The sequence below is a fragment of the Streptomyces sp. NRRL B-1347 genome (assembly GCF_000720325.1).
In the GTDB taxonomy this organism is placed as follows: Bacteria; Actinomycetota; Actinomycetes; order Streptomycetales; family Streptomycetaceae; genus Streptomyces.
In genome coordinates, this window is the sequence record NZ_JOJM01000037.1 from 84,688 (window position 1) to 109,757 (window position 25,070).

Here is a 25,070-nt window from a genome sequence, read left to right on the forward strand (position 1 = left end):
GCGGAGGCGAAGAGGTTCGTCAGGGTGTGCGGGGGGACAGGTGGGTCGGTGGCGGACTTCCGGTCCGCAAGCGCCGCTTCTGGGGGGTGAGTCGGCTTCGACGCGTGCCCCTCGTCAGGTGTCATGGCTGGTTGACTCCCCTGGCTGTGCGGACGGTTCGGGTGGTCGCAGGTGGGCCGTGGTGGTGGCGCGGCTGTCGTCGGCGGGGCGGTGCGCGTCGGTGAGCGCCCAGGTTCTGAGCCCGGCGTCGCCCGCGATGTGCAGGTAGTGGCCGTCGGCGGAGAAGGCCAGGGTGACGGGGGTGTCCGGGTAGCGCAGGCGGGCCCAGTCGCCGCGGCCGTGCGTCCTGCCGACCCAGACCTGTCCGTCGACCGACGCGGCCGCGAGGAGGGCGCCGTCATCCGACAACGCTACGGACCTGACCCGCTGGACGCCGGCCGGCACGATCGGCCCGGATCCCCGGAGGAATCGGCAGAATCCGGAGTCCTCAGAGCTGCCGCCACCGACGAGGACGTCCTTGTGCGGTCCGTAGGCCAGGGATCGGATCTGTGCCGGCAGCGGAGGCGACGTCCATCGGCTCCCGTTCCCGAGGTCGACGACCCATGCCACACCCTGGAGTCCTCCAGCCCCACCCAGCACGGCTTCCTGACCGTCGGCACGAACCGCGAGCACGGTCGGGTGGCGTGGGAACTCACCGACCACCCGGTCCCGCGCACCGTCCCCATCGACGATCCGCACGGTGCCGTCCCCGCACAGCACCACGACCTCACCCCCACCCGGCAGTTGCGCGAGCCCGAGCACCGCCGCGGGCTGCTCGGCGACGAGCGTCAGTCGCGCCGACGCGCCTCCCTCCGTCGAGGCGGCCAGCACGCACACGCCGTGTTCGTACCCCTCGGCCCCGGACACCCCGAAGACAGGCCACGTCCCCGGGCAGGTCCACGCCGCCGACAAGACGCGGCCGCGGATGCGGAGTTCGGCCCGGCTCTCGCCGGTGAAGGTGTCGAGGAGCCGGAGCACCGAGTCCTCGGTCCCTTCCCGTACGGCCACGGCCAGGTGGCGGCCGTCGGGACCGACCGCCAGAGCCGTGGCCGCGCCCGGCCAGTGCCGGACTTCCCGGGGGTGCGGCAGGAGATCGTCGGGGCTTGCCGGGCGCAGGGCCGTCGCAAGCCAGGTGCCCGAGTACAGGGTGCCGCCGGGCCAGACGTGGTGCTGCTCGATCCGGCCCTCCGTACGCGCGTACAGGTCGAAGAGGCTGTTGTCGGCGAGGCGGACCCGGGCCAGTGCGGCATCGGCGCGATACGCGGCTCCCCTGGAGGCGAACCAGCGCACCAGGGTCGCCCGGCCCCCCGGCACGGTCCAGGACAGGGGCTCGCGCAGTGAGGACGGGCCGTCGTTGGTGACCCGCCGCTCCGGGATCCCCTCGGCCCAGGTCACGGCCCCCTCCACGACGGCGAGCACCGGGTCAAGGGCGGAGCGCACGGGCACGCGGGCGCCCAGCCGCCGCTCCAGGTAGGGCCGTACCGACGGCATCTGGGTGCTTCCGCCGACCAGCAGGACATCGACGTCCTTGGGGTCCACGCCCGTCTCGGCCATCAGGGTGCGGCAGCAGGCGACGGAGTCGGCGAGCAGCTCCTCGGTGAGCTGTCCCAGGCGTTTGCGGCTCAGGCTCTGCGGCGGCATCCCGGGGACGACGTTTTCCACCGGGCTGTCCTCGGCCGCCAGGCTGTGCTTGAGGCGGATGGCCGCGCGGAGTGTGAGCTGGGCCAACTGTGCGCGACGCTCGGCCTCTTCGGAGGCGGCTGCTTCAGAGGCGGCTGCTTCGGGGGCGGCGCCTTCAGGGGCGGCCCTTTCGGGGGCGGTCCGCAGCCAGTCCTCCATGGCAGGAGCCAGGTCCTGGACGATCGCGGCGTCGATGTCCCGCCCGCCGTGGCCGTCGGCGAGGCCCGCGGTGGCCAGGAGGGTGTGGCCGGTGTCGCCGATGCGTACGAGCGCCGCGTCGAAGGTTCCGCCGCCGAGGTCGTAGACGAGCACGGTGGTGCCGGGGGGCCAGGGCCCGCCGTCCGACGGTGCGAGGGCCGCGGCCACGGGCTCTTCGAGGAGTTCGACGTCGTGGAAACCGGCTCGTTCGCCCGCGCGGATCATCGCGTCCCGCCGTCGCCCGGCGGTCCGCGCGGGGACCGTGACGAGGAGGCGGGAGGGGGCGCCGCCGGGGAAGTGCTCCGTGTGGCGGCGGAACGCGGCGAGGACGGCCACCGCGAGGTCCTCCGCCGTGTGCGCGCCGCCGGGGCCGCGCAGGATCGGAACGGGGCTGCCGATCTCGGGTTTGAACTCGGTGCGGAAGTGGTGCGGGCCGCCCGCTCTACGGGCCTCCGCCACGGAGCCGACGAGCAGCCGCCCGTCGTCGTACACCGAGGTGGGCCACCAGTCCCGCCCGCTGCCGGGCTCTTTCAGAAGGCGCGTCCTGCCCCGGCTGAGCAGGATCGCGGACGAGGTGGTCGTACCCAGGTCGACGATCAATACCGGCTCGTCGGCGGAGCGGCCGTCGCCGACGGCTCCGGGGCCGTCGGTGCTCAGGAGGTCGAGAGGGGAATCGGGGTCCACCGGATTCCGTTCCTCGTGCGGGTCGGTGTCGCAGGGCTCGGCCCCCTCCCCCACGATCGCCCGCGCCTGTCGCAGCCGGTGGTACATCTCGTCGTAGCGGCGTTTGAGGACCTGGGCCAGGGCTCTGCCACCGGGCTCCTGTGCGTACTGGGGGCCGTTCCAGTGGGCGAGGCGGTCCAGCGCGGTGCGCTCCAGCTCGGCCAGGCCGGTCTCGGGCGGGAGGCCGAGGCGTGCCGCCACCGGGGTCCCGTGTTCGCCGGTGGCGCGTTCCAGCTCGCGTGCGTCGCTCTCGGAGAACGGTATGCGACCGGTGTAGTGCCGCAGCAGGAGGTCGAACTCCGCGAAGGCGGGTTCGGAGTGCTCCAGTCCCGTGACCGCTTCCACGGCGCGGCCGACCAGGTCACGGTCCCGGTCGGACGCGTCCGGTGCGAGCAGCGCCGGGATGCCGCGTATCTCCTCGATTACCCTGGCCGTCTTGATCAGACCGCTGCGGGCGGCGAACCGCTCCGTCAGCTCCCGGCGCAGGGCGGTGATGCCGCTGCGTTCTTCGAGTTCACGGCGCAGCACGGTGGGCCGGTCCACGCCGTCCCGCAGCAGACGGCAGGCCAGGGACACGCCGTACGGGGTGAAGAGCGCGGCCAGGCGCCGCCGCCGGTCCGCGGACAGCGGCAGATCAGTGGCGGCCACGAAGCCGGACAGATGGCCGAGCCTCAGGTCCAGTGCGTCCGGCTGTACGTGCGCGAGGGCGTGCAGCGCCTCGAAGTCGTCCTCGTGGTCGAACGCCGCGGCGCCCGCCGCCAGCAGGCTGCAGACGGGGCGTACGTCGTGGAACATGCGGGCGGTGTGCGCGGCGGCCATGATGCGGCGGGCGTGCTTGCGTGCGGTGTCGCGGGGGTCCCGCACCGGCTGCCCGATCTCGCCGGGCCAGAGCAGCTCCACCTTCGTGAGGACGCCGATGGAGGTGACGGGGGTCGGGGAGAATCCGGTGCCGTCGGCGTCGTGGAACCGGCGCAGCACGTCGGCGTCGGGCGCGGTGACGTCGCTGTTGAGGACGGCGATCACGGCGTCGGCGCTGCGGAGCCGGGCCGCCGACGAGGCCGTCACCGACGCCTGGTCGACACCGACGGCGCGCATCGCCTCCTGAGTGTCCCGCGCGTAGGGCGAGTCGAACCCGGGTGTGTCGACGAGGTCGAACTGCCGTAGGCAGGTGTGCGGTCCGAACACCTCGACGAAGTCCACGGGGCGTGGCACCGCCGGTTGGTGGCCGCGGGCGGTGAACTCGTCGATCCGGCCCAGGCCCTCCAGATGTGTGGGCGGCCCCTCCTTGTAGTGGACGGTCAGGGCCGTACGGTCCCCGTGGCGCAGCACGCTGACCACCAGGGTGAGCGGTGCGCTGCCGGTCAGCGCGACCGGGGCGCCGACGAGTGCGTTGACCAGGGTGGATTTGCCGGAGCTGACCCGTCCGGCGACCGCGATCCGCAGCGGGGCGGTCAGCTTGGGCACCTGGGCTTCGAGCGTCGCGCGGGCGCTTCGCGTGGCCGTGCTGACGGGGATCCTGGCGAGCGCGTCGCGCACGGCTCGCTCGGCTCTGTGCCGAAGGGTCATCGGTGCGTCCGTCCGTCCCGTACGTCTGTCCCTTGTCGTGCCGCTCCGGCATGCGGGCGCCGCGCCCCCGCCGAACAGCCTTGATGCACAGGAGTGTTGTGCCCTCCGGCACCGTCCGGCGGGGGGCCGCGTCAGTCGTCCCAAGCTGCCGCGAGGCGGCCGCGCAGTTCGTCGACGAGCCCGGTGAGGTCGCCTTCGATCCGCTTCAGGCCGTCGCGGCGGGCGGCCAGCGGCGCGCGGGCCGCGTCGGCGTCGCGGCGGGCCGCTTCCAGTGCCGCGGCCACTTCGGTCCGGGTCGTCTCGCACTCCGCCTGGCGCTGTGCGATCCGGTCCCGCAGCTCGGCCAGCGCGCGGACCGCGGAGGCGTCGACCAGGTCCTGCACGGCCTCGTGCAGGAAGTCCCGCTGCTGTGCCTCCCAGGGCCGGAACAGCTGGTCGAGGGCGGCGACCTGCTCGGCGTTCGTCGCCTTGCGCAGGTCCCGGACCTCGCCGACGAAGGCCATGACGGCGCCGACCAGACCGCCGACGACGCGCCCCGCCACGACGCCCGGGGACGGCTCGCGCGAGGCCCCGTCCCACGACACCGACTGGACGACGCCCTTCACCACCTTGACCGTACGACTGCCGCCCGGGAGCGCCAGCTGCACGGCCTGGTCCCAGGCGATCGCGCCGACCAGGCCGCCTCTGGTGACGCCGAGCCGCGCCCCGCGCGCGGCGGCCTCGAAGGCTTCCGTCAGGCTGCTCACCGCGCTCGGCGTGGCCGTCGCCGACGGCGCGGGCACGGTCAGCGGGTCCGGCAGCGGGGGCAGCGGCAGGTCGGCGAACACCGGGCTCCGCAGCGGGACTCCGCTGCGCTCGGCCACCCCCGCGCACGCCGCGCCCGTCAGCTCGGTCGCCGCCCGCCCCAGCTCGCCCACCAGTACGGCGAGTTTGCCTGCCAGTTCGTCGAGGACCGCCTGCGGGTCGTCGAGGAACGCGACGTCCGTCCGGTAGCGGGCCCGCAGGTCCCGCCAGGCCTTGGCGAGCGCGGCGGCCGCGCGGGCCCGTAACGCGGTGGTGACGTCGGTGAAGGCCGTGTCCAGTTCCGTCTGCCAGGCGGCGGAGCCCGCGCCGAGGCGTCCGGCCTCGGCGAGGCGCGCCGCCGCGGACCCCGCCAGCTCCTCGCGGGTCGCGGTGTCCTGGGCGTCCAGGACCGCGATGGCCTCCTCGACGGGTTCGGTCAGGCCGCGTACGACGGCGTCCAGTTCGGCGAGTGCCGCTCCCGCGCGCAGCCGCAGCCGCGCGTGGGCGACGGCCTCCCACAGGCGCGCCTCGAACTCCTCGAAACCGGTGAGGCTGTCGCCCGGCGGCTGGGCTCCGGTCAGCTGGAGCAGTCGGCTGCGGCTCGACACGGCAAGCACCACGGACCGCTCCTCGATCCCCGCGACCGCCGACAAGCGGGCGCGCACCTCACGAACCGCCTGTTCCGGATCCGCCGTCTGGTCGGCCTTCGTCACGGCGAACAGAAGCCGCTCCGGGTGCTCTTCGGCGCCCACCGCGCGGACCACCCGCTCGATGAAGGCGGTCTCGGACGGCAGCGGCGGCCGCATGGCGTCGATGACGTACAGCACGAGATCGGCCTGCGGCAGCACGCCCAGGGCCGCGGCCGTGTGGCCGCGGTGCACGCCTCCGATGCCGGGAGTGTCGACGCACACGATGCCGTCGGCGAGTTTGGCGTTGGGCGTGCGGATCGAGGCCGTGAGCACGCGCTCGGCGTCCGCCGCGGCCGTGCCGTCCTGCACCTCGGCCTCGCAGATGTAGCGGCGAAGGCCGTCGCGTCCGATGTCGCGCTCCTCGGTGGCGCCCGCGTCCTGAGCGGCCAGCTCGACCGTGATCGTCTCCCGGTCGGCCCATCGCACCGACGTCAGGACCCGCGTGGCGACGTACGAGTCGACGGGGAACAGCGTCGCGTCCTCCAGCAGCGCGTTGAGCAGCGACGACTTGCCGCTGCTGAACTCGCCCATGACCACCGCGGTCACCTGCGCCTGCCGCACCCGCCGTTCGACCTCGTCCAGGCGGGCGACGAGGTCCCGGCGCCCCGCTTCGAGTGCGCACCGCACCACAGCGGGAACGAAAGCCACCATTCGATCTGCGAAGTCGTCGTTGTCACGCATGGAACGCCCCCCAACGGCGGACCGGGCCGAGGCCGCACACCCCCCACGGGTCGGCCGCCCTGACTCCGCCTTCCCGCGCAGTCTCGTCCGGATCGATGTGGTTGGCCAATACCCGTCCCCCACACGGGTGAACACCACCGCACTCACGCACGCCCTGCCAGCGCTCCGGTAAGCCCTGGCGACACAGGTTCCGCCGAAGCGGTGTACGGGCCGCGTGCCGTCGAAGACAATCGGCATCCGTTCCTGGGTGGTGGTACGCGGCTGGGGGGCAGCGTGGCTGATACGGCGGCGGGAAACGACTTCGAAGAGGCGGCCCGGCAGGCGGCGTCCGCTCTGGGGCGCATCGCCGAGTGGTCGATGCCCGCGCCGCGGTGGCGCGCCGTGGCGGCGGCCGTCGAGGCCGTGGGGCAGTCGTGGCGGGCCGGTGACGGTGAGCGGCTGCGCCTCGCGGCGGCCCGACTCGCTCTGGCCGGGCCGCGTCTTGTGGCCACGCGTCACGAGGACGACCCCCTCGTCCCGGCCCCGGCGGAGGTGCACGAGCGGTCCAACGTATTGATCACGGAGATCTTGAACCGGTCGCGGTCCTCCGCTCCGGGTTCCGGGGCGGTCGGCGAGGACGGTGCGGACTGTGCGGACGACTCGGACGACGACGAGGACGGGGGCGGCGCGTGAGCGCCGTGGTGCGGCGGGCGCTGCTGCTGCACGTCTTCTACGGAGTGGGCCGCGCGGGTCTGGGCGCGCGGGCCGCGCAGGTGCAGCGCGTCTGGGACGACTGCGGCCGCCTGGGTCTGGACGCGGCCGTGCCGGGCGAGGCGTTGCTCGACGAGGTGCCGGGGATCGACGGGCCCGCGCCGCGCTACCGCGTCCTGGCGGCGCGGCAGCGGACGGGCGGCGGACTGCGTCAGGCGCTGCTCTTCCAGAGCCATGACGTCGTCGGCGTCACGCTCCTGCTGGCTCCGGAGCACGAGAGCGATGGGCAGTCGCTGGAGCGGCTGGTGCCGTGGGCCTGCCCGGGAAGTCTGGGGTCCGTCCAGGTGCTGCTCGGGCTCAGTGCCGGTGCGTTGTTCACGGCGGACGGGGGCGGCGGCGTGGTGCCCGAGGTGGCGGGTGAGGTGGCTGTCCTGTTCCCGGGGAGCCGCCCCGGCGAGCCGCACCGCACCCGGCAGGGCTTCGCGCTCTGGGAGGCGCCCGGGGGCGGCACCCCGGGGGCGCGGAGGCGTCTCGTGGCGCTCGCCCCGGTCGCGCTGGAGCGCGAGTTGGACGCCTTCGCCTGGCACGCCCGGGACCGTCCCGCCCCCTTGACGCGCTACGCGCTGCACGCGGCGAAGCTGCGGTACGAGCGGGCGGTGCTCGACCGGAGCCGTCACGGGGAGCTGCGCGACCGTGCCGGTGAGGCGGTGCGGCGGGCGTCGGAGGTCACCGCGCGGCTGCTCGGCGGGGACGGGCCCGCGCTGCGCGAGGTCCTCGACGCCCGGGGCGAACTGGTCGCGTTGAGGACCGACGCGCAAGGGCTGATCGTGGCGGCGTCGAGGCTGCGGATGATGCGCCGCACGGTGGAGATCGCCCTGGACAACCTGATGGCGTCCGTGCCCGGGGAGTGCGATCCGCCGCCGGACGCGACGCTGCCGTCCGCGAGCCCGTTCGCCGGTGACCGGCTGCTCGGGGAGCGGCTGCGGCAGGACGTCGACGACGAGCTGGAGTACCTCCAGGCGGCCGTCGAGGCGTCGGCCGAGGTGTCCCGCGAGGCCCTGGCGGCGGCCGAGGTGCACCTGGCCGACCACCGGCAGAGCCTGACGTTGCTGCAGACCTCCTTCATCGGCGCCCTGTTGATGGGTCTCGCCGCCGTGCAGGCCTTCAGCTACCGCGTGCCGATGCCCGGCCCCGTGCAGGCACCGGTGATCGCCCTGCTCGCCGCGCTCGCCCTGACGCTTCCGGTGACCGTGCTCGCCTGGTCGCGCGGCACCGTGCGGACGGGCTCGTTCGCCGTGCTGCACCCCGTGCTCCTGGGAGCCGTGGGCGCTTCGGTGGGGTGGCTCGCGGCGACCCTGGTCGCCCGGGGCACCGACGGCGGTGCGCAACAGGACCGGTGGTCGCTGGTGGGCGCCGGAGCCGGTGCGGTGGCCGCGGCCGCGGCCGACGTGCTCGGCCGCCGGTGGCGCACGCGGACCAGGACGTGAGCACCGGCCGCGCACGCAAGGCGGGGCATGAGCTCAAGCCACGTACGCGGGGCGGGACATGAGCACGTACGAGGGGGGGAGAACGGCATGGGGATCAGGCGGCGGCTGCGGGCCGAGGTCAAGCGCGTCGACGGGTTGCGGGCCGCGCGCGAAGGGCGCTGGCAGGCCGCCCGTGACGACCTCACCCTCGCCCTGGAGGCGCTCACCGCCGAAGGTCTGAGCGACGAACTGCCCAAGGCGCTCGAACCCCTGGTCACCGCCTGCATGATGGCGGGACTCCTGGACGAGGCGGAGCGGCGCGCCATCGACTACCGCGCGTGGGCCGCCGACCACGGCAGCCCCGAGGACCGGGCCATCGCCCTCGGGAAGTACGGGGAGGTGGTCGCGCAGATCGGGCGTCTCGTCGAGGCGGCCGAGGCGTTCCGCGAGGCCCTGGTGGCGCTGGGCGAGCCCGCTGACGAGGCGGGCCGGGAACTGCGCTGGTCCCTGCTGAGCAACCTGGGCAGCGCCCTCGCCCACGCCGGGCGCTTCGGCGATGCGGAGCAGGTGCAGCGCCGGGCCTTCGATGTCGCGCGGGAGCTGGACAGCGCCCCCAGGGCGGCCCTCGCCGCGAGCCAGTTGAGCCTGGCGGTCAACGGGGTCGGGCACCGGGAGCGGGCGCTGGAGTGGGCCGAGGCCGCCCACCGCCTGGTGCGGCCTGACGACGACGACCTCGTGGTGGCCGAGGTCGAGGGCAATCGCGCGCTGGCCCTGAGCCGCGCGGGCCACACCGACGAGGCCGAAGAGGCCATGCGGCGGGCTTGGGCCGCCGCCCGGAACATCCCGCTGATGGCCCAGCAGGCGCAGGTGACGAGGCTTGAGGTGCTCAGCCGGGCGGGGCGGCACGACGAGGCCGTGGCCATGGCCGACGCGCTGCTCGCCGCGCTGCCTTTGGGGCAGCCGCGGCAGCGTGCCGTCGCCCTCAACCTCCGGGCGGGCATCCGCCTCCAAGGAGGCCGCCCCGGCGAGGCGATCGCGGACCTGGAGAGCGCCCTCGAACTGAAGCAGCGCATCGCCGATCATCGGGGTATGGCGACCGGCCACCTCAATCTGGCGCACGCCTTCCTGGGCGCGGGGAACCTGCCCTCCGCCCGTCACCACGCGCGGCGGGCCGAGGAGTTGTGGGAGCCCCTGCTGCGGGCCGCGAGCGACGAGGCGGGTTCGGTCGGCCTCTTCGACGTGCACGCCACGGCCCTCACCCAGGTCGCCCAGGAGCTGCGGCTCGGCGTCGACGACGTGACCGGGGCGCTTGAGGCCGCCGAGCGGGGCCGCTCCGGCCCGTTGAGCGAGCGCATCCGCGCGGCCCGCCCCGCGCGGGCCCAGGTGCCCGCGGAGCCGCCCGGCAGCGAGCGGATGCGCCGCCTTGCCCGCCGCCTGGGAGCGACGCTGCTCGTGTACGCCCCGCACTTCGAGATCGAGGCCGTCAGCGGCCAGGCCCCGCGGCTGCGGGAGGTCCACATGTGGGTGGTGACTCCCGACGGGGACATCCACCACGAGGTGCAACATGAGGTGACCGACCACGACCGCGTGGACGAGTCGCGGCCGGTGGACCTGCTGGACGCCGTACGGCAGTTGGAGAGCCAGGTCGGCGATGCCGCGCTCATGGCGGGGTGGGCCGAGGTCCTGCTGGGGAAGGTCGCGCGGCTGCTGCCTTCGGGGCCGGCCGCGCGCCTGGTCATCGTGCCGCAGCGCGGACTGTGGTCGGTGCCCTTCGCCGCGCTGCCCGTCGGCGCGGGGGAACCGCTCGTGAGCCGGTGCTCCCTCACCCTGGTGCCGTCCCTGCACGCCCTGGAACTGATCGCGCACGAGGACGTGTGGCGCGCCGGCGGACGGGAGCCCGGGGCGTCCGGCGCACTCGTGGTGGGCGGCGTCCGGGACGCGGTGGTGCCGACCCCGGACGGGCGCCTGTTGCCGCTGTCCGACCTGCCCCTGACCCTGGAGACCGCGCGGGCCGTCGCTCGCGTGCACGGAGCTTCCGCCCTGGCGGGCGCCGCGGCGACCGTGCCCGCCGTGCTCGACCGGATGGGCTCCGCCGACCTGCTGCACTTCTCCTGTCACGCCGTGCTCGACGCCCGGCTGCGGCTCGACCAGCTCCCCGGCTGCATCGCGCTGACCCCCGCCGGTGACGAGCACGGCCAGCTCACCAGCACCCTGCTCGCCAGCACTCCGACCCGGGCCAGGATCGCGGTCCTCGGCTGCTGCGCGACCGGCCAGGGCCTGGTGACCGCCGACGGCGTCCTCGGTCTGGCCCGCACCTTCCTCATGTCCGGCGTCTCCACGGTCGTCGCCACGCTCTGGGAGGTTCCCGAGGAGCCGACCCACGACGCCCTGGTCTGCTTCCACCAGGAGCTGGCCCTGACCGACGACCCCGCCGAGGCGCTGCGCCGCGCGATCCTGACGACCCGTCGCAAGTGGCGGGCCCCGGAGATCTGGGCCGCGTTCACCCTCATCGGCTCACCGGGGCCACGGCGGGACACGCCGTGATGCCGACGTCCTGCGGCAGGTCGGGGCGGGGTGCCGCCGCCACCCGGCGGGCTCGCAGCCGTACCGCGCCCGTCGCAGCGAAAGTTCATTCGATTCGCGGTCGACCGGATCGTCCATCCTGCGTATCTCGTGCGGTGTTGCCCCTGGTCGGCACAGATTGGCCGAGGTCGTCCTAGGATCCGTGCGCCGCACGCCGTAGGTTCCTCGTGGTCCCAGACCCCGGCCACCGCTGTAGTCGTCAGGCCGCGGGCGGGCGTGCGAGCGTCCCCTCACGGCCCTCTCCTGGCTCGTAGCTGGAGGGCCGGTATGCCGACCGCCGTCCACCGCCACGTGGACCCGCGCCGCGCTCCGGGCGCTCGACCGCCGAGGCTGTGCCTCGCCGTCGAGGTCGGTTGTGCGCCACACACCCAGATGCTCCTGGGCGAGGCCGCCCAGTGCCTGCTCACCGCGATCGGCGCGCCACCGGTGCTCGCGCGGCGCGCGGCGGAGGTGGCCCGGCTCGGGGCCGACTACGTGGCGGGCCACAGCCAACGGCCGCGCTGCCGCCTGTGGGTGCACACCGGTCCTGACGGCGTCACCCTGACCATCACCGACCACGCGGGCACCAGCCCGACCGGTCAGCCCACCTGGCTGCCCGCGTCCTCCGCCGACCAGGAGCAGCCGCTGCCCGAGCCACCGCACACGTACGCGCAGCGCGAGGCCGACGATGACGACCTCGCGCTGCACCGCACCCCCGAGGGGCACCTCCGCTTCGCCTTCCACGCCTGCTGGCCGACGGCGGCCGGGGCCCCGGGGGGCGGGGTCAGCCGCGTACCGGAGTGACCGCGATCGGCGGGAGGGCCCGCAGGCAGGAGGTGTCGCCCGGGGTGTTGGCGCGGATGAAGTGCGAGGAGACGCCCGTCACGCAGCGGCTCAGCTCAAGCTCGGGCACGTGGCCCATGTTGCGGACGGACAGGAACCGGCTGTCGCGGAACTGCTTGGCGGCCTTCTTCCCGCTCGCGTCGGGGGTGTTGGAGTCGAGGTCGCCGGACAGGACGAGGACCGGTACGTTCGGCAGCTTCGGCTTCGTGGGCTGGGCGTCGGGGGTGTTCTTGCCCGGCCAGCCGATGCACACCTCGCCCGCGTCCGTGGTCCCCTCGGTGAAGCCCTTGGCGCTGAACGCGCCGTGCTCACCGGGGCGCACGGCCGCGAGGGCGGCGCGGTACTGGCGCCACCGCTCGGACAGCGACGCGTCCTTCGACCAGTCCCTGCGGTAGTCGTTGCAGACGACCGCGATGTACGGCGCCTGGTCCAGCTTGCTGCCCGAGGCGCCCTCCTCGCGCACCAGCTTGCGCAGCGGCGCGGTGTCGCCCTTGACGAACCGGTGCAGGGCGTACGGCAGTTGGCCGAGCAGCGAGGGCTGGTCCGGCTGGAAGCCGACCTGGCTGCTGGCCGCCTCGAACAGCAGGTTGGCGAGCTTGTCCTCGGTGAACTTCTTCTTGTAGACGCCGTGGTCGGTGGTGATCGGGATCGTCAGGGGCTTGGTGCGCAGGCGTGCCGCCGTGGTGGCCAGGTCCTTCACTGCCCGCTCTCCGTCGCACGCCACCGGGACGCTGCGCTCGCAGATCCGGCGCAGGGTCGTCGAGACCGCCTGTGCGCTGGGGCGCGCCATCGTGTCGAGCGCGAGGGGGTAGGCCCCCGAAAGCACGATGTTGCGTACGTTCTCGGGGTGCCGGGAGGCGTAGACCGGCATCAAGTAGGTGCCGTACGACAGGCCGTACAGGCTGAGCTTGCGCACCTTGAGGCGGGCGCGGATGGCGTCGATGTCGTCGGCGGTGGCGGCCGAGGTGAAGCCCGCGGCCTTGGGCCCGAGGTTCTTGCCGCACCGCTCCACGGCGGCCCGCTGCTGGACGCGCGTGCCGAGCCGGTACTCGGCGTCGGTGACGCCGCACGGGACGCGCTGCGACTTGCCCGTGCCGCGCGGGTCGACGAGCAGCACGTCGTGGTCCTTCAGGAGGCCCTCCAGGGCCCAGGTGACCTCCTTGGCCTTGTCGATGAGGGTCTCGCCGGGGCCGCCCGGGTTCAGGGCGACGGTGCCCTTGGCGGGGCCCGGCGCGCGGTGGCGCACCACCGCGTAGCTCACCTTGACCGTGCCGAGCTTCGGCTTGCCCGTCACCAGCGGGCGCTCCTCCCGGTCGCAGTCGACCTGGTGCCCGGGCACGCCCGGGCACCAGCCGGGGGCCGCCGCGGCCGCGGGGCCGCTCACCGGCGCCGCCGCCGTGGCCGTCGTGGTCGCGGTGGGTAGCACCGAGGCCACCACCGCCATCATGCCCACCGCAAGACCCGCGCGCCGCGCCGTGCTCTTGTACGTCATCGCCCTCTCCTCTGCCTCGGGCCCCTCGGGCTCCCGGAGTCCCCGGTGTTCCCCGGGTGCGAGCACCACAGTGCGGGGCGGGCTTCACAGGGACGGCAGAGCTACGGCAAAAGCACGTAAGAATCGGCTGGCGTCGCTGCTGGACGAGGCCGCGTCGGCAGCGTGCCAGGGGTGTCCGACGCACCGGAGGCGGTGACCGGCATGAGCCGGTCACCGCCTCCGGTGGTGGCGAGCCGCCCCCGCACGGGTGGCTCGGCCGGGCAGGGCCGGGAGCGCCTTACGGCTTCCTGGCCTGGGTCCGGGGCAGTCGTGTCGCCCCGGCGGCCGCGAAGAGGCAGAAGCCGAGCACCCACCAGAAGGTGTCGCCGAACGCCCAGGAGATGTCGGCGTCGTGGGCGGAGAGCCGGTTCTGCAGGACCACGGCGAGGACGGCGGTGCCGAGGGAACCGCCCACCGTGTTGAGCAGGTTGAGGGCTCCGGAGGCGCGCGGGAGGTGTTCGGGCTCGATGCGGCTGTAGACGATGTTCATCACCGGCGCGCCGATCATCGCCATGCCGACGCCCCGCACGGTGAGCGCCGCGGCGATCAGCAGGTCCGGTGGCTCGTGGCCGAGTTGGGTGAACGGGACCGTGCCGACGACGATCAGCGCGATGCCGGTGACCACCAGGGTCCGCGGCGCCACCTTGTCGATGGTGCGGTTCACGAGGACCGAACCGGCCGCAGCGCCCAGGCCCTGGGGGGCGAGCAGCAGCCCGGCCTCCCACGCCGAGAGGCCGCGGCCCGTCTGGAAGTACAGCGGCAGCAGGAACATCGTGCCGAACACCGAAGCGCCCAGGACGAGCAGGGCCAGCGCGGCGGCGCCGAACGGCGGCCGCGTGAACAGGCGCGGGTCGACCAGCGGTGTCCCGCTCGTGCGCAGCCCGTGCACCGTGAAGGCGACGAGCATCGCCACGCCCGCCGAGACGCCGATCGCGGCCGGCAGCGTGCGGCCGTGGGCGACCTCGGTGAGGCCGAACACCAGCACGGCGAGGCCGGGCGACAGGAGTGCGGCGCCGCGCAGGTCGAACGCCGTGCGCTGGGGCGACGGCGGCACCTCGGGCACGTAGCGGCGGGCGAGGAGCACCGCGGCCGCGCCGATCGGCAGGTTCACCAGGAACAGCCACGGCCAGGACGCCACGCCCAGGATGGAGCCGCCGAGCAGCGGGCCGAGGACCGGCGACAGGAGCGGCACGACCGACACGACGCTGATCACCTTGCCGGTGCGCTCGCGTCCCGCGATCCGGGCGAGCAGGGCCTGCCCGGTGGCGGGCAGCATCCCGCCGCCGAGGCCCTGGATCACCCGGAACACGATCAGGCTGGACGCCGACCAGGCGAGCGCGCACAGCGCCGAGCCGAGCAGGAACACGCCCACGGCGGCGATCCACGTCCGGCGGCCGCCGAAGCGTCCCGCCAGCCAGCCGGACGCGGGCACGGCCGCCACCACCGCGAGGAGGTAGGCGGTGGAGACCCACTGGATCTCGGTGACCGAGGCCCCGAACTCCGCGGACAGGGTGTCGATGCCGACGCTGACGATCGTGGCGTCGACCGTGGCCATGAAGGTGCCGAGCACCAGGATGAACGCGATGCGCAGCAGTTCCGCGTCGACCTTCGCGGGCGGTGGTGCGACCTTCTCGCTCATCGGTCCTCCAGGAGGTCGCGTACGTCGGCGTCGAGGTGGGCGCCCAGGTCGCGGAGCAGGTCGAGGAGTTCGTCGGCGAGTCCTTCGACGTCCACTCCGGCCCGGTGGGCGAGCACCCCGGTCCAGCCGTCGCCGTCCGGCATGACCGTCAGGGTCACCGGGTGGTGGGTGGCCTCGCGGAAGCGGGTGCCCACGACGGTGAGGCCGGGGGCGGGCTCGCGCAGCCGGTCGGGGTCGACCGGATAGTTCTCGAACACCACGAGGCTGTCGAAGAGGCGGTGACGCCCGGTCAGCCGCTCCAGATCGGTCAGGGCGACGTGCTGGTGCTCGACCAGGGCCCGCTGCCGGGCCTGGAGGTCGCTGAGCGTCTCGGCGAGCGTGCCGCCGAGACGTGCGCGGACGGGCACGGTGTTGGCGAGCAGACCGATGATCTCCTCGATCCCCTCCACCTCCGGGGGACGGCAGGCGACCATGGCGCCGAAGCAGACGTCCGCACGCCCGGAGCGCCGGGCGAGAAGGACCGCCCACGCGCCCTGCACCAGCGTGTTCTGGGTCAGGCCGCGGCGCGCGGCGAGCTGGGCGAGCTCGGCCACCAGGGGCGCGTCGAAGCCGATGAGGGTGGGCTCCTGCCATGACGGGCCCGGCTCGCCACCGCCCAGATGGTCGCCCTCGGGCAGGGCGTCCAGTTCCGCGGCCCACACGTCGAGGTCGGGCTCGTGGTCGGCGCGCCAGCGCAGATAGTTCCCGAACGGTACGGGGGCGGGCAGGTCCGCGTCCTCGCCCCGGACGTGGGCGGCGTAGAGGGCGAACAGCTCGGTCAGGACGCGCGGCGCCGACCAGCCGTCGGAGAGCACGTGATGGGTGGTCAGGACCAGGTCGGCGAGGTCGGGGCCGCGGCGGATCACGGTCAGCCGGACGAGCGGCCCCTCGGCCAGGTCGAAGGGCTCGGCCAGGTCGGCCGCCAGGACCTCGTCGGCGGGCCCGTCGGACACCCGGAAGTCCGGCCGGGGCGACTCCGGGAGCACCGCGAGGTCCGCGGGGAACACGGCGCCCAGGTTCGGATGCCGGGCCAGCAGCCCGGTGCCCGCGGCGCGCAGGGCGTCGACGTCGAGCGGACCGGCGAGCGTGAACGTCGACTGCACGGTGTACGGGTCGGGGCGCTCGGTGCGCGCGTGCCGCAGCATCACCTCCTGCAGCGGCGTGAGCGGCTGCACCTCGGCGATGGGGCGGCCCCCGTCGAGCGCGCTGATCTCCGGTGCGGCGGCGGTGCGCACCAGGGCGGCCCGCAGCCGCTCGCCGAGGTCCTCGATCTCGGCGGCGGTGAACAGCGCGGACGGCCAGGTGATCCGCACCCCGAGCGCGTCGTCGCGCACCAGGGCGTTGACCATCAGGCTGTGCGGCAGGGGCAGTTCGCCGGTGCCGCCGGAGCCGAGCGGGTCGGCGTCCGGGGCCGGCTGCCACGGCGTCTCCGCGGTCGGGGCGCCGGGGAACTGGCCGAGGTAGTTCCAGGCGACCTCCGGTGTCACCGGGTCCAGCAGGCCCGCGGCGGTGAGGATGCCGTGGCCGAGGCCGTCGCCCTGGGCGCGCAGCCGTTCGCGTACGGCGCGCACGTCGTCGCTCGCGTCGAGCCGTACGGGGTGTACGGCGGTGAACCAGCCGACGGTCTGCGACAGGTCGACCGACGTCGGACGGCCGTGGCTCTCCAGCGCGACCAGGACCTCCGGGGTGCCGCGCCAGGCGTGGAGGGCCTGGGCGAGCGCCGTCAGGAGGACGGCGTCCGGTGTGCTGCGGTAGGCGGCGGGCAGGGTCGTGATCAGGGCGCGGGTGGTGGCGGCGTCGAGCCGGAGCTCGTGGTGCGCCGCGGTGGCCACGGTGTCCCGGGCGGGATCGAGCGGCGCGGCGAGCGCCTGGGTGACGGTCATGCGCTGCCAGTGCGGCAGTTCGGCCCGCCGGTCGGCGTCGCGCAGCGTGCGCGCCCAGCCGACGAAGGACTGGCCGTGCCGGGCCAGGGCGCCGCCGGAGTAGGCGTGCTGGACGTCGTCCAGAAGGACGCGCCAGGACACCCCGTCGACGACCAGGTGGTGGGCGATCAGGACGAGCCTGCCGGGCCGTTCGGGTCCGGCGTCCACCCACACCGCGCGCAGGAGCGGTCCGGTGCGCGGGTCCATCGCCTCGCGGGCCGCGGCGACGTGGGCGTCGACCAGGGCACGCAGATCGCCGTCGTCCGCCCGTACGCGGGTGAGGACGTCGGCCGCGGTGACGGCGCCGGCCTCGGGGACGCGCAGGGCGTCGGCCACCAACTGGGCGCGCAGTACGTCGTGCCGGGCCAGGAGCGCGTCGAGCACGGACCGCCAGGTCGTCTCGTCACCGCCCGCGGGCACGCAGATCTCCACCCACTGGCAGAAGCCGTCGGCGGCGGTGCCCGCGCGGCGCAGCAGGTCCCGCATGACCGGGGTCAGCGGGGCGTCGCCGGTCACGGGACCGGCGCCGCCGTCCAGGGCGCGGGCCCGCGCGGCGATCCCGGCGACCGTCTCGCCCTCGAACACGTCCCGCGCGGTCAGGCCGAGGCCCTTGCGCCGGGCGCGCGAGACCACTTGCAGCGAGACGATGCTGTCGCCGCCGATGGCGAAGAAGTCGTCGTCGGGGCCGATGTCCTCGGTGCCGAGGACGTCCTGGAACACGCGGAGGAGCACCGCTTCGGCTTCGGTGGCCGGTGCGCGGCGGGCGGCGGCCGCGATCTCGGGGGCGGGCAGGGCGGCGGCGTCGAGCTTGCCGCTGGGGCTCAGCGGCAGCCGGTCGAGCTCCACGAACGCCGTCGGCACCATGTGGTCGGGCAGTTCGCCCGCCAGGTACGCGCGGACCTCCGCGGTGTCCAGGTCCGCGCCGTCGGTGGGGATGACGTAGCCGACGAGCCGGTCCTCGCGGACGATCACCGCGCTGGCGCGCACGGCGGGGTGGCGGGTCAGCGTGGACTCGATCTCGCCCAGCTCGACGCGGAAGCCGCGGACCTTGACCTGGTGGTCGACGCGGCCGAGGAACACCAGCTGTCCGTCGGGGCGCCAGCGCACGAGGTCGCCGGTGCGGTACATGCGCTCCCCCGGCGCGGCGAACGGGTCGGCGACGAACCGCTCGGACGTCAGGCCGGGGCGGCCGAGATAGCCGCGGGCCACGCTGGGCCCGCCCAGGTACAGCTCGCCCGTGACGCCGACGCCGACGGGCTGGAGGCCGCCGTCGAGGACGTAGGCGCGGACGTTGGGGTCGGGGCGGCCGATCGGCAGCGGGCCGGGGTCGTCCTGTTCGTAGTGCCAGGTCACGGAGTTGATGGTGACTTCGGTGGGGCCGTAGGCGTTGAACAGCGCCTTGCGTCCTGTGCCCCAGCGCCGGGCCAGCGCCGGGTCGAGGCGCTCGGCGCCGACGACGAAGAACACGTCGGGGTCGACGGTGCGGTCGTCGGGCATCGCGGCCAGGAACGACGGCAGCAGGTTCACGCCGGTCACCCGGTGCTCGACGATGTAGTCGAGGAGTTCGTCGCCGGGGACGCGGACCTCCTCGGGGGCGATCACGGAGGTGCCGCCGGACAGCAGCGGCACCATGGTCTGCCAGAACGCGACGTCGAAGCTGGTCGACGCGAAGTGCAGGTACCGGTCGTGCTCGGTGACGCCGACGACCTCCTCCTGGAGGGCGATCAGGTCGGGTACGCCGCGGTGGGTGACGCCGACGCCCTTGGGGCGCCCGGTGGTGCCGGAGGTGTAGATGACGTAGGCGAGCGCGTCGTCGGTGAGCTTGGCGCGCGCCTCGGCCGGGTCGGTTTCGGGGGCGGCGGCGAGCGTGGCCGGGTCGTCGAGCCGCAGGACCGGGACGTCGGCCTCGGCGGGCAGTTCGGCGCCGGTCGTCACGGCGGCGGCCGGGGCGATGTCGTCGAGCATGAACGTCAGGCGCTCGCGCGGGTAGCTCGGGTCGAGCGGGACGTACACCGCGCCCGCCTTGGCCACGCCGAACAGGGCCACGGTCATCTCGACGTCCCGGCCGAGGAGGACGGCGACCGGGTCCTGGGGCCGTACGCCGCGCGCGATCAGGGCGTGGGCGAGGCGGTTGGCCTCGCGGTCGAGTTCGGCGTAGCTGAGGCTGCGGTCCCGGCAGACCAGGGCCTCGGCGTCGGGCTTGTGGCGGACCCAGGCGGCGAACTCCTCCAGCCAGTGGCCGCGGGTCTTGGCGGGGACGACCTCGGTGCCGGTGCGGAGCATCCGCTGCCGCTCGTCCGGGTCGAGCGCGGGCAGCCGGACGGCGGGCCGTGCCGGGTCGGCGACGATCTCCCGCAGGAGGTGGTGCAGCCAGCGGCCGTAGTCGCGCACGGTCGTCTCGGCGAAGGCGCTCGGCTGGTAGCCGAGGCCGATGGTGATCGCGTCGTCGGGGATCACGATCACGGTCAGCGCGTAGTGCGTGGCGTCGGTGATGTCCACGCCGGTCAGGTCGAGGCCGGGGGCGAGCGGGGTGCGCTTGCGGCTGGAGAGCGGGAAGTTCTCCATCACGAGCATCGTGTCGAACAGCTCGCCGACGCCCACCGCGCGCTGGATCGCGGGCAGTCCGACGTGGTGGTGGTCGGCGAGGGCCACGCTCTGGGCGTGCACGTCCGCCATGAGGTCCCGCGCGGTGCGGTCCTGGGGGTGGGCCACGCGCACCGGGATGGTGGTGCCGAGCTGGCCGATCATCGACTCCACGCCGTCGACCTCGGCGGGCCGTCCGGACACCGGGCAGCCGAAGACGACGTCGCGGCGGCCGGTGAGCCGGCCGAGCAGCAGGCCCCAGGCCGTCTGGAGGACGGTGGTCAGGGTGACGCCCTGGGCGCGGGCGAAGGCGCGCAGGCGGTCGCTGAACTCCCGGCCGAGGTCGACGCTCACGCGGCCGGGCCGCTCGACGCCGGTGACGGTGCTCGCGGGGGCGAGGCGGGTCGCGTCGTCGACGCCTTCGAGGGCGGTGCGCCACGCGGCCAGGGACGCCTGGTGGTCCCGCCCGGCCAGCCAGCGGAAGTACTCCTGGAGCGGCGGGGCGACGGGCGCGGCGGGGCCGCCGCCCAGCTCGGCGTAGATCGCGAGCAGGGTGCGGCCGACCAGCGGCATCGACCAGCCGTCGAGAAGGGCGTGGTGGTTGGTGATCACCAGCTTGTGCTCGTGCGGGCCGACGCGGGACAGCAGGAAGCGGATCAGTGGTGGCCGCTCCGGGGAGAACGGTCGTGCCAGCTCGGCGCGGACCGCCTCGTCGAAGCGGTCGTCCTGCCGCCAGTCCAGGGCGACGTCGGCGGGGATCACCTGTACCACGTCGTCGCCCGCCGTGCCCAGGTACACCCGTAGGGCGGGGTGGCGGCGCAGCAGCTCGCGCGCGGCCTCGGCCATCCGGTCCGGGTCGAGCTCGCCGACCAGGGTCGTCACGGCCTGGACCACGTAGACGTCGGTGTCCTGATCGTCGCGGACCAGCGTGTGGAAGGACAGGCCGAGTTGCAGCGGGGTGGCGGGCAGGACGTCGGTGACGCGCCCGGTGCGTTCGAGGGCGTCGATGGCGTCCTGGTCGAGGTCGACGAGGGGCAGGTCGGAGGGGGTGAGCCCGCCGGGGGTGTGGCGCGCGTGCTCGGCGAGGGCGTCGAGCGCCGCGGCCCAGGCTTCCTGGAGGGCCGTCACGGCGGCGGCGGGGAGCACCTCGGTCGCGGCCGTCCACTCGACGGCGAGGCGCGGCGCGCCCTCCTCGTGGACGAAGCAGTTGAGGGCGAGGACCTGCTCCAGCGCCTTGCCCTCGGGTTCGGTGACCGCGAAGGCGTCCCGCTCCGGCAGGCGCCAGCCGATTCCGGTCAGCTGGGCGAACCGGCCCAGGTAGTTGAGGAGCACGTCCGGCGGCGGGGTGGCCGCGAGCTCGGCGCCCGCCTCCGGGTCGAGGTGGCGCAGGACGCCGTAGCCGACGCCGCCGTCGGGGACGGCGCGCCGAGCCTCCTTGGCCGCGCGCAGCAGCCGTCCCACGTCCCCTGACGCGGGCACGCGCACCGGGTACTCGCTGGTGAACCAGCCCACCGTGCGGGCCAGGTCGAGGTGTTCGCGGCCGTGGCCCTCCATCGTGACGGTGACCGCGTCGCCGCCGACGCCCCAGTTCCGCAGGGTGAGCACGAGCGCGGCGAGGAGGACCTCGTCGACTCCGGCGCGGTAGGCCGCGGGCAGGGTGGTGAGCAGCGCGTCGGTGGCCTCGGGCGAGGCCACGGTGACCGAGCGGTGGGCGGTGGCGACCGTGTCCCGCGTCCGGTCCAGGGGCCGGGCGCCGAGGCGGGGCGCGGCGTCGAGCGCGGCGCGCCAGTGGTCGAGTTCGCCGCGCCGCGCGCCGGATGTGCCCTGTTCGGCGAGGAGGGTCGCGTGGCGCCGCCACGACGCGCCGGCCGGGGCGAGGGTGCCGCCGGTGCAGGCCGTGTGCAGGTCGGGCAGCAGGACGCGCCAGGAGACGCCGTCCATGGCGAGGTGGTGCACGACGACGAGCAGGCGGTCCGGGGCGTCGTCGCCGGTCCGCACCAGGGTGGCGCGGAGCAGGTCGCCCGAGCGCGGGTCGAGTTCACCGGCGAGGTGCTCGGCGAGCCCGGTCACGTCCTCGTCGTGCACCTCGGTGACGTGCACCTCGTTGACGACGGCTCGCACCGTCCCGCGGGGCAGCACCTCCAGGCCGTCGTCGGCGCGCAGCCGCAGCGCGTCGTGGTGGTCGAGTACGGTCTGGACGCCCTTGGCCAGGTCGGCGTGGGCGAGTTCGTCGACGCTGAGGACGGTCCACTGGGCGTATCCGGCGACGGTGTCCACGTCCGGGTGCGGGTCGAGCAGGCCGCGCACGATCGGCGGCGCGGGCACGGGCCCGGTCGGGTCGTCCGCCTCCTGGGCGCCGTCGTCCACCGCGTCCGCGGACGCGGCCAGGGCGGCGAAGCTGCGGCGGGCCAGCAGGTCGCGCGGCCGCAGTTCGAAGCCCTTGGCCCGCAGTCGGCTGCTGACGGTGATGGCGGTGATGCTGTCGCCGCCGAGGGCGAAGAAGTCGTCGTCCACGCCGACCCGTTCGACGTCGAACACCTCGGCGAGGACGGCGCACAGCAGGCGTTCCCGCTCGGTGCGCGGCTCCCGGCCGCCGCCGGTGGCCGCGGGCGCGGGCAGGGCGGCCCGGTCGAGCTTGCCGTTGGGCGTGACGGGCAGTTCGTCGAGGACCACCACGGCCGCGGGCACCATGTGCTCGGGCAGCCGCTCGGCCAGATGGGCGCGGACGGCGTCGCCGGTGACCGAGGCGGCCACGACGTAGCCGATCAGACGGGACGAGCGCACCGTGGCGGCCGCGGCGGTGACGCCGGGCACCGCGCCGAGCGCGGCCTCGACCTCGCCGGTCTCCACCCGGTGGCCACGGATCTTGATCTGGCCGTCGCCGCGGCCGAGGTACTCCAGGCCGCGTCCGGGCACCCACCGGCCCTGGTCGCCGGTGCGGTACATCCGCTGCCCCGGCGCGCCGAAGGGGTCGGCGACGAAGCGCTCGGCGCTCGCCCCGGGCCTGCCGAGGTAGCCGCGGGCCAGGTGCGGTCCCGCCAGGTACAGCTCGCCGACGGTGCCGTGCGGTACGGGCTGCAGCGCGTGGTCGAGCAGGAGGACGCGGGTGCCCGCCAGCGGGTGGCCGATGGTGGGCTCGTCGCCGGTGATCCGTGCGGTGGTGGCGTCCACGGTGGCCTCGGTGGGCCCGTACATGTTGCGCGCGGTGGTCCCCGAAGCGGCGACCTTGCGCCACAGCGCGGGCGGGGTGGCCTCGCCGCCCAGAACGAGGAGCGTCGGGCGCAGGTCGAGCAGGCCGCCGTCGACCAGCGGCGCGGCCATCGACGGCGTGGTGTCCACGACGTCGATGCCGTCGCGGGCGTACGCGGCGAGCAGGGCGTCGGCGTCGCGCGTGGTCTCGGCGTCGTAGACGTGCAGTTCGTGCCCGCACAGCAGCCACACCAGGTGGTCGAAGGCGGAGTCGAAGGCGAAGGAGTAGGTGTGGGCGACGCGCAGCCGCCTGCTCGCGGCTGCCTCGGCCTCGGCGACGACCGTCGCCTTCTGGTGGTGCAGGAGCGCGGCGAGGCCGCCGACCCGGCCGAGGACGCCCTTGGGGCGGCCGGTCGAACCGGAGGTGTGGATGACGTAGGCGAGGTGCTCGGGGTGGCTGGGCGCGGCCAGCTCGTCGGCCTGGAGCGGCGCGTCGGACCGTCCGGCGGCCTCGTCGAGCAGGGTCGTCCACGGCAGTCCGTCGAGCGTGCCGTCGGTGAGGACGAGGGCGGGGCGGGTGTCGTCGATCAGTTCGCGCAGCCGCTCGGCGGGGTGCGCGGCGTCCAGGGGCTGGAACGCGGCGCCCGCGGCGAGGACCGCGAGCAGCGCGGCCACCAGGTCCGCGGAGCGGGGCAGGGCCAGGGCCACGATGTCGTCGGGCCCGATGCCGCGGGCCCGCAGCGCGCGGGCGACGCGGTGCACCCGGCCCGCCAGGTCCCCGGCGGAGAGGCGTTCGGCGCCGCACACCAGGGCGGTGTGCGCGGGGTTGGCGGCGGCCGTCGCGGCGAAGGCGGTGGGCACGTCCACGGGCGTGCCGGGCAGGGCGGGCGGCGCCCAGTCCGCGAGGAGCCGGTCCGCGTCGTCGGTCAGGGCGATCCGTCCCACGGGCAGGCCGTCGGTGAGCCCGGCGAGCAGGGTCCGCAGGCCGGTCAGCTTGGCGTCGACCGCGGCCTGGTCGTTGCTGCGGGCGTCGACCTCGAAGCCGAACAGCAGGCCGCCGTCGCGGGTCGGCAGGACGCTCAGGCCCATGTCCTCGGGCGGGCCGCCCGCGACGTTGCGCATCACTCCGGTGGACCCGGCGAAGTCGAGGGTGAGGTCGAACGCCTTGAGGTTGATGCCGCGGCCGTGCAGGAGCGCGCCCGCGCCGGGCACGCCGAGGTCACGGGGCAGGTCCTCGCCGCGGTAGCGCTGGTGGTCGCGCATCTCCTTCATGGCGGCGGCGACCCGGCGGCTCAGCTCGCCGAGGTCGTCGCCGGGGCGCACGGTCACTCGCAGCGGCAGGACGTTCACCGCCATGGCGGGGGTGCGCAGTTCGGTCGAGCCGGTGCGGCACATCAGCGGCAGCGCGAACACCACGTCGGTGCGGCCCAGCATGCGGTGCAAGAACGCGGCGTATCCGGCGATCAGCGCCTCGCCCCAGGTGACGCCCGCCTCGTCGGCGAAGGCGCGCAGCCGGGCGACCTGACCGGCCGGGACGACGGCGCGGGCGGTCAGGGTGCGGTCGGGCGGCCCGGCGGCGGTGTCGACGTCGCCGAGGTCGGGCAGCGGGGTGAACCGCTCGACCCAGTAGGCGCGGTCATCGGCGGCCCGGTCGCTGTCCCGGTAGGTGCGGTCGGCGGCGACGAGTTCGGCGAAGGAGCCGAAGGCCGACCTGGGCGGCTCGGTGCCGCGCACGAGGGCGGTGTAGCGGGCGGCGGTGCGCCGGGCGAGCATCGCGGCGGTGTAGCCGTCGAAGATCAGGTGGTGGCCGAGCTGGGTGTACCAGACCTCGTGGTCGGACAGCCGGATCACCGTGCGTGAGTAGAGCGTTCGTTCCACCATGCCGCGACAGGTCTCGCCCGCCCGCGCGCGCTCGGCGTCGACGAGCGCGGCCGCGGCGGCCGCGGGGTCGGCGGCACCGCTGACGTCGACCACCTCGGGTGCCGGGACCGGCTCGTCGCTGACCGACTGCCGCGGCCCGTCCGGGGTCTCGCGCACCCGCAGCCGCAGCGTCTCGGCCTCCTCGGTGGTGGCGCGGACCGCTTCGACCAGGGCGGCCACGTCGACCGGGGCGTCACCGGATATCTCCACGACGTCGCCGACGACGTAGTACGGCGAGTCCGGTTCGAGGCGCTGGGCGTTCCAGATGCCCAGCTGAGCGCTCGTCAGGTCGAGCAGCCCGTCCGAGGACACGCGTGCGGTGCTCAA

General features: G+C 74.8%; 9 protein-coding genes. 4 read left to right on the forward strand and 5 right to left on the reverse strand.

Translation table 11 applies throughout. The annotated features are described in order from the left end of the window. Positions 1-114: 114 nt before the first annotated feature. Entirely contained in the window at positions 115-4,206 is a 4,092-nt protein-coding gene (locus tag IG74_RS0127815; protein WP_078869087.1) for an Hsp70 family protein, read from the reverse strand. 131 nt (positions 4,207-4,337) lie between these two features. After that, positions 4,338-6,359: a dynamin family protein gene (locus IG74_RS0127820; RefSeq protein ID WP_158857800.1), complete on the reverse strand. Its 2,022-nt coding sequence runs from the start codon at positions 6,357-6,359 to the stop codon at positions 4,338-4,340. Between the two features lie 273 nt (positions 6,360-6,632). Between IG74_RS0127820 and IG74_RS0127825 the strand changes: the two genes are divergently transcribed. From IG74_RS0127825 to IG74_RS0127840, 4 genes are all read left to right on the forward strand, one after another. After that, entirely contained in the window at positions 6,633-7,031 is a 399-nt protein-coding gene (locus IG74_RS0127825; RefSeq protein WP_030682935.1) for a CATRA system-associated protein, read from the forward strand. After that, positions 7,028-8,536 (forward strand): CATRA conflict system CASPASE/TPR repeat-associated protein, encoded by a 1,509-nt coding sequence (locus tag IG74_RS46330; protein WP_037826130.1) that lies wholly within the window; start codon positions 7,028-7,030, stop codon positions 8,534-8,536. The genes IG74_RS0127825 and IG74_RS46330 overlap by 4 nt, the downstream gene beginning before the upstream one ends. Positions 8,537-8,623: 87 nt before the next feature. Further along, entirely contained in the window at positions 8,624-11,059 is a 2,436-nt protein-coding gene (locus IG74_RS0127835; protein WP_030682937.1) for a CHAT domain-containing protein, read from the forward strand. A 306-nt stretch (positions 11,060-11,365) separates the two neighbouring features. Beyond that, complete coding sequence (locus IG74_RS0127840; RefSeq protein ID WP_158857802.1) at positions 11,366-11,881, forward strand: hypothetical protein; 516 nt, start codon at positions 11,366-11,368, stop codon at positions 11,879-11,881. On the opposite strand, the gene IG74_RS0127845 is transcribed toward IG74_RS0127840, so the two are convergent. From IG74_RS0127845 to IG74_RS0127855, 3 genes are all read right to left on the reverse strand, one after another. After that, positions 11,862-13,412, reverse strand: coding sequence for an alpha/beta fold hydrolase (locus IG74_RS0127845; RefSeq protein ID WP_107059037.1), 1,551 nt, complete (start codon positions 13,410-13,412; stop codon positions 11,862-11,864). The two genes, IG74_RS0127840 and IG74_RS0127845, sit on opposite strands and share 20 nt — an antisense overlap. A gap of 277 nt (positions 13,413-13,689) precedes the next feature. Next, the gene (locus tag IG74_RS0127850) at positions 13,690-15,090 is read right to left on the reverse strand and encodes an MDR family MFS transporter (RefSeq protein ID WP_030682943.1); all 1,401 of its coding nucleotides are present in this window, start codon (positions 15,088-15,090) and stop codon (positions 13,690-13,692) included. After that, the gene (locus IG74_RS0127855; RefSeq protein WP_030682946.1) at positions 15,087-25,070 is read right to left on the reverse strand and encodes a non-ribosomal peptide synthetase; all 9,984 of its coding nucleotides are present in this window, start codon (positions 25,068-25,070) and stop codon (positions 15,087-15,089) included. Before IG74_RS0127855 ends, IG74_RS0127850 begins: the two co-directional genes overlap by 4 nt.

Excerpts from the sequence above, each read along its gene's own strand:
- IG74_RS0127850 (WP_030682943.1), bottom strand. The coding sequence starts at position 15,090 with ATGAGCGAGAAGGTCGCACCACCGCCCGCGAAGGTCGACGCGGAACTG.
- IG74_RS0127820 (WP_158857800.1), bottom strand. The coding sequence starts at position 6,359 with ATGCGTGACAACGACGACTTCGCAGATCGAATGGTGGCTTTCGTTCCC.
- IG74_RS0127840 (WP_158857802.1), top strand. The coding sequence starts at position 11,366 with ATGCCGACCGCCGTCCACCGCCACGTGGACCCGCGCCGCGCTCCGGGC.
- IG74_RS0127815 (WP_078869087.1), bottom strand. The coding sequence starts at position 4,206 with ATGACCCTTCGGCACAGAGCCGAGCGAGCCGTGCGCGACGCGCTCGCC.
- IG74_RS0127835 (WP_030682937.1), top strand. The coding sequence starts at position 8,624 with ATGGGGATCAGGCGGCGGCTGCGGGCCGAGGTCAAGCGCGTCGACGGG.
- IG74_RS0127845 (WP_107059037.1), bottom strand. The coding sequence starts at position 13,412 with ATGACGTACAAGAGCACGGCGCGGCGCGCGGGTCTTGCGGTGGGCATG.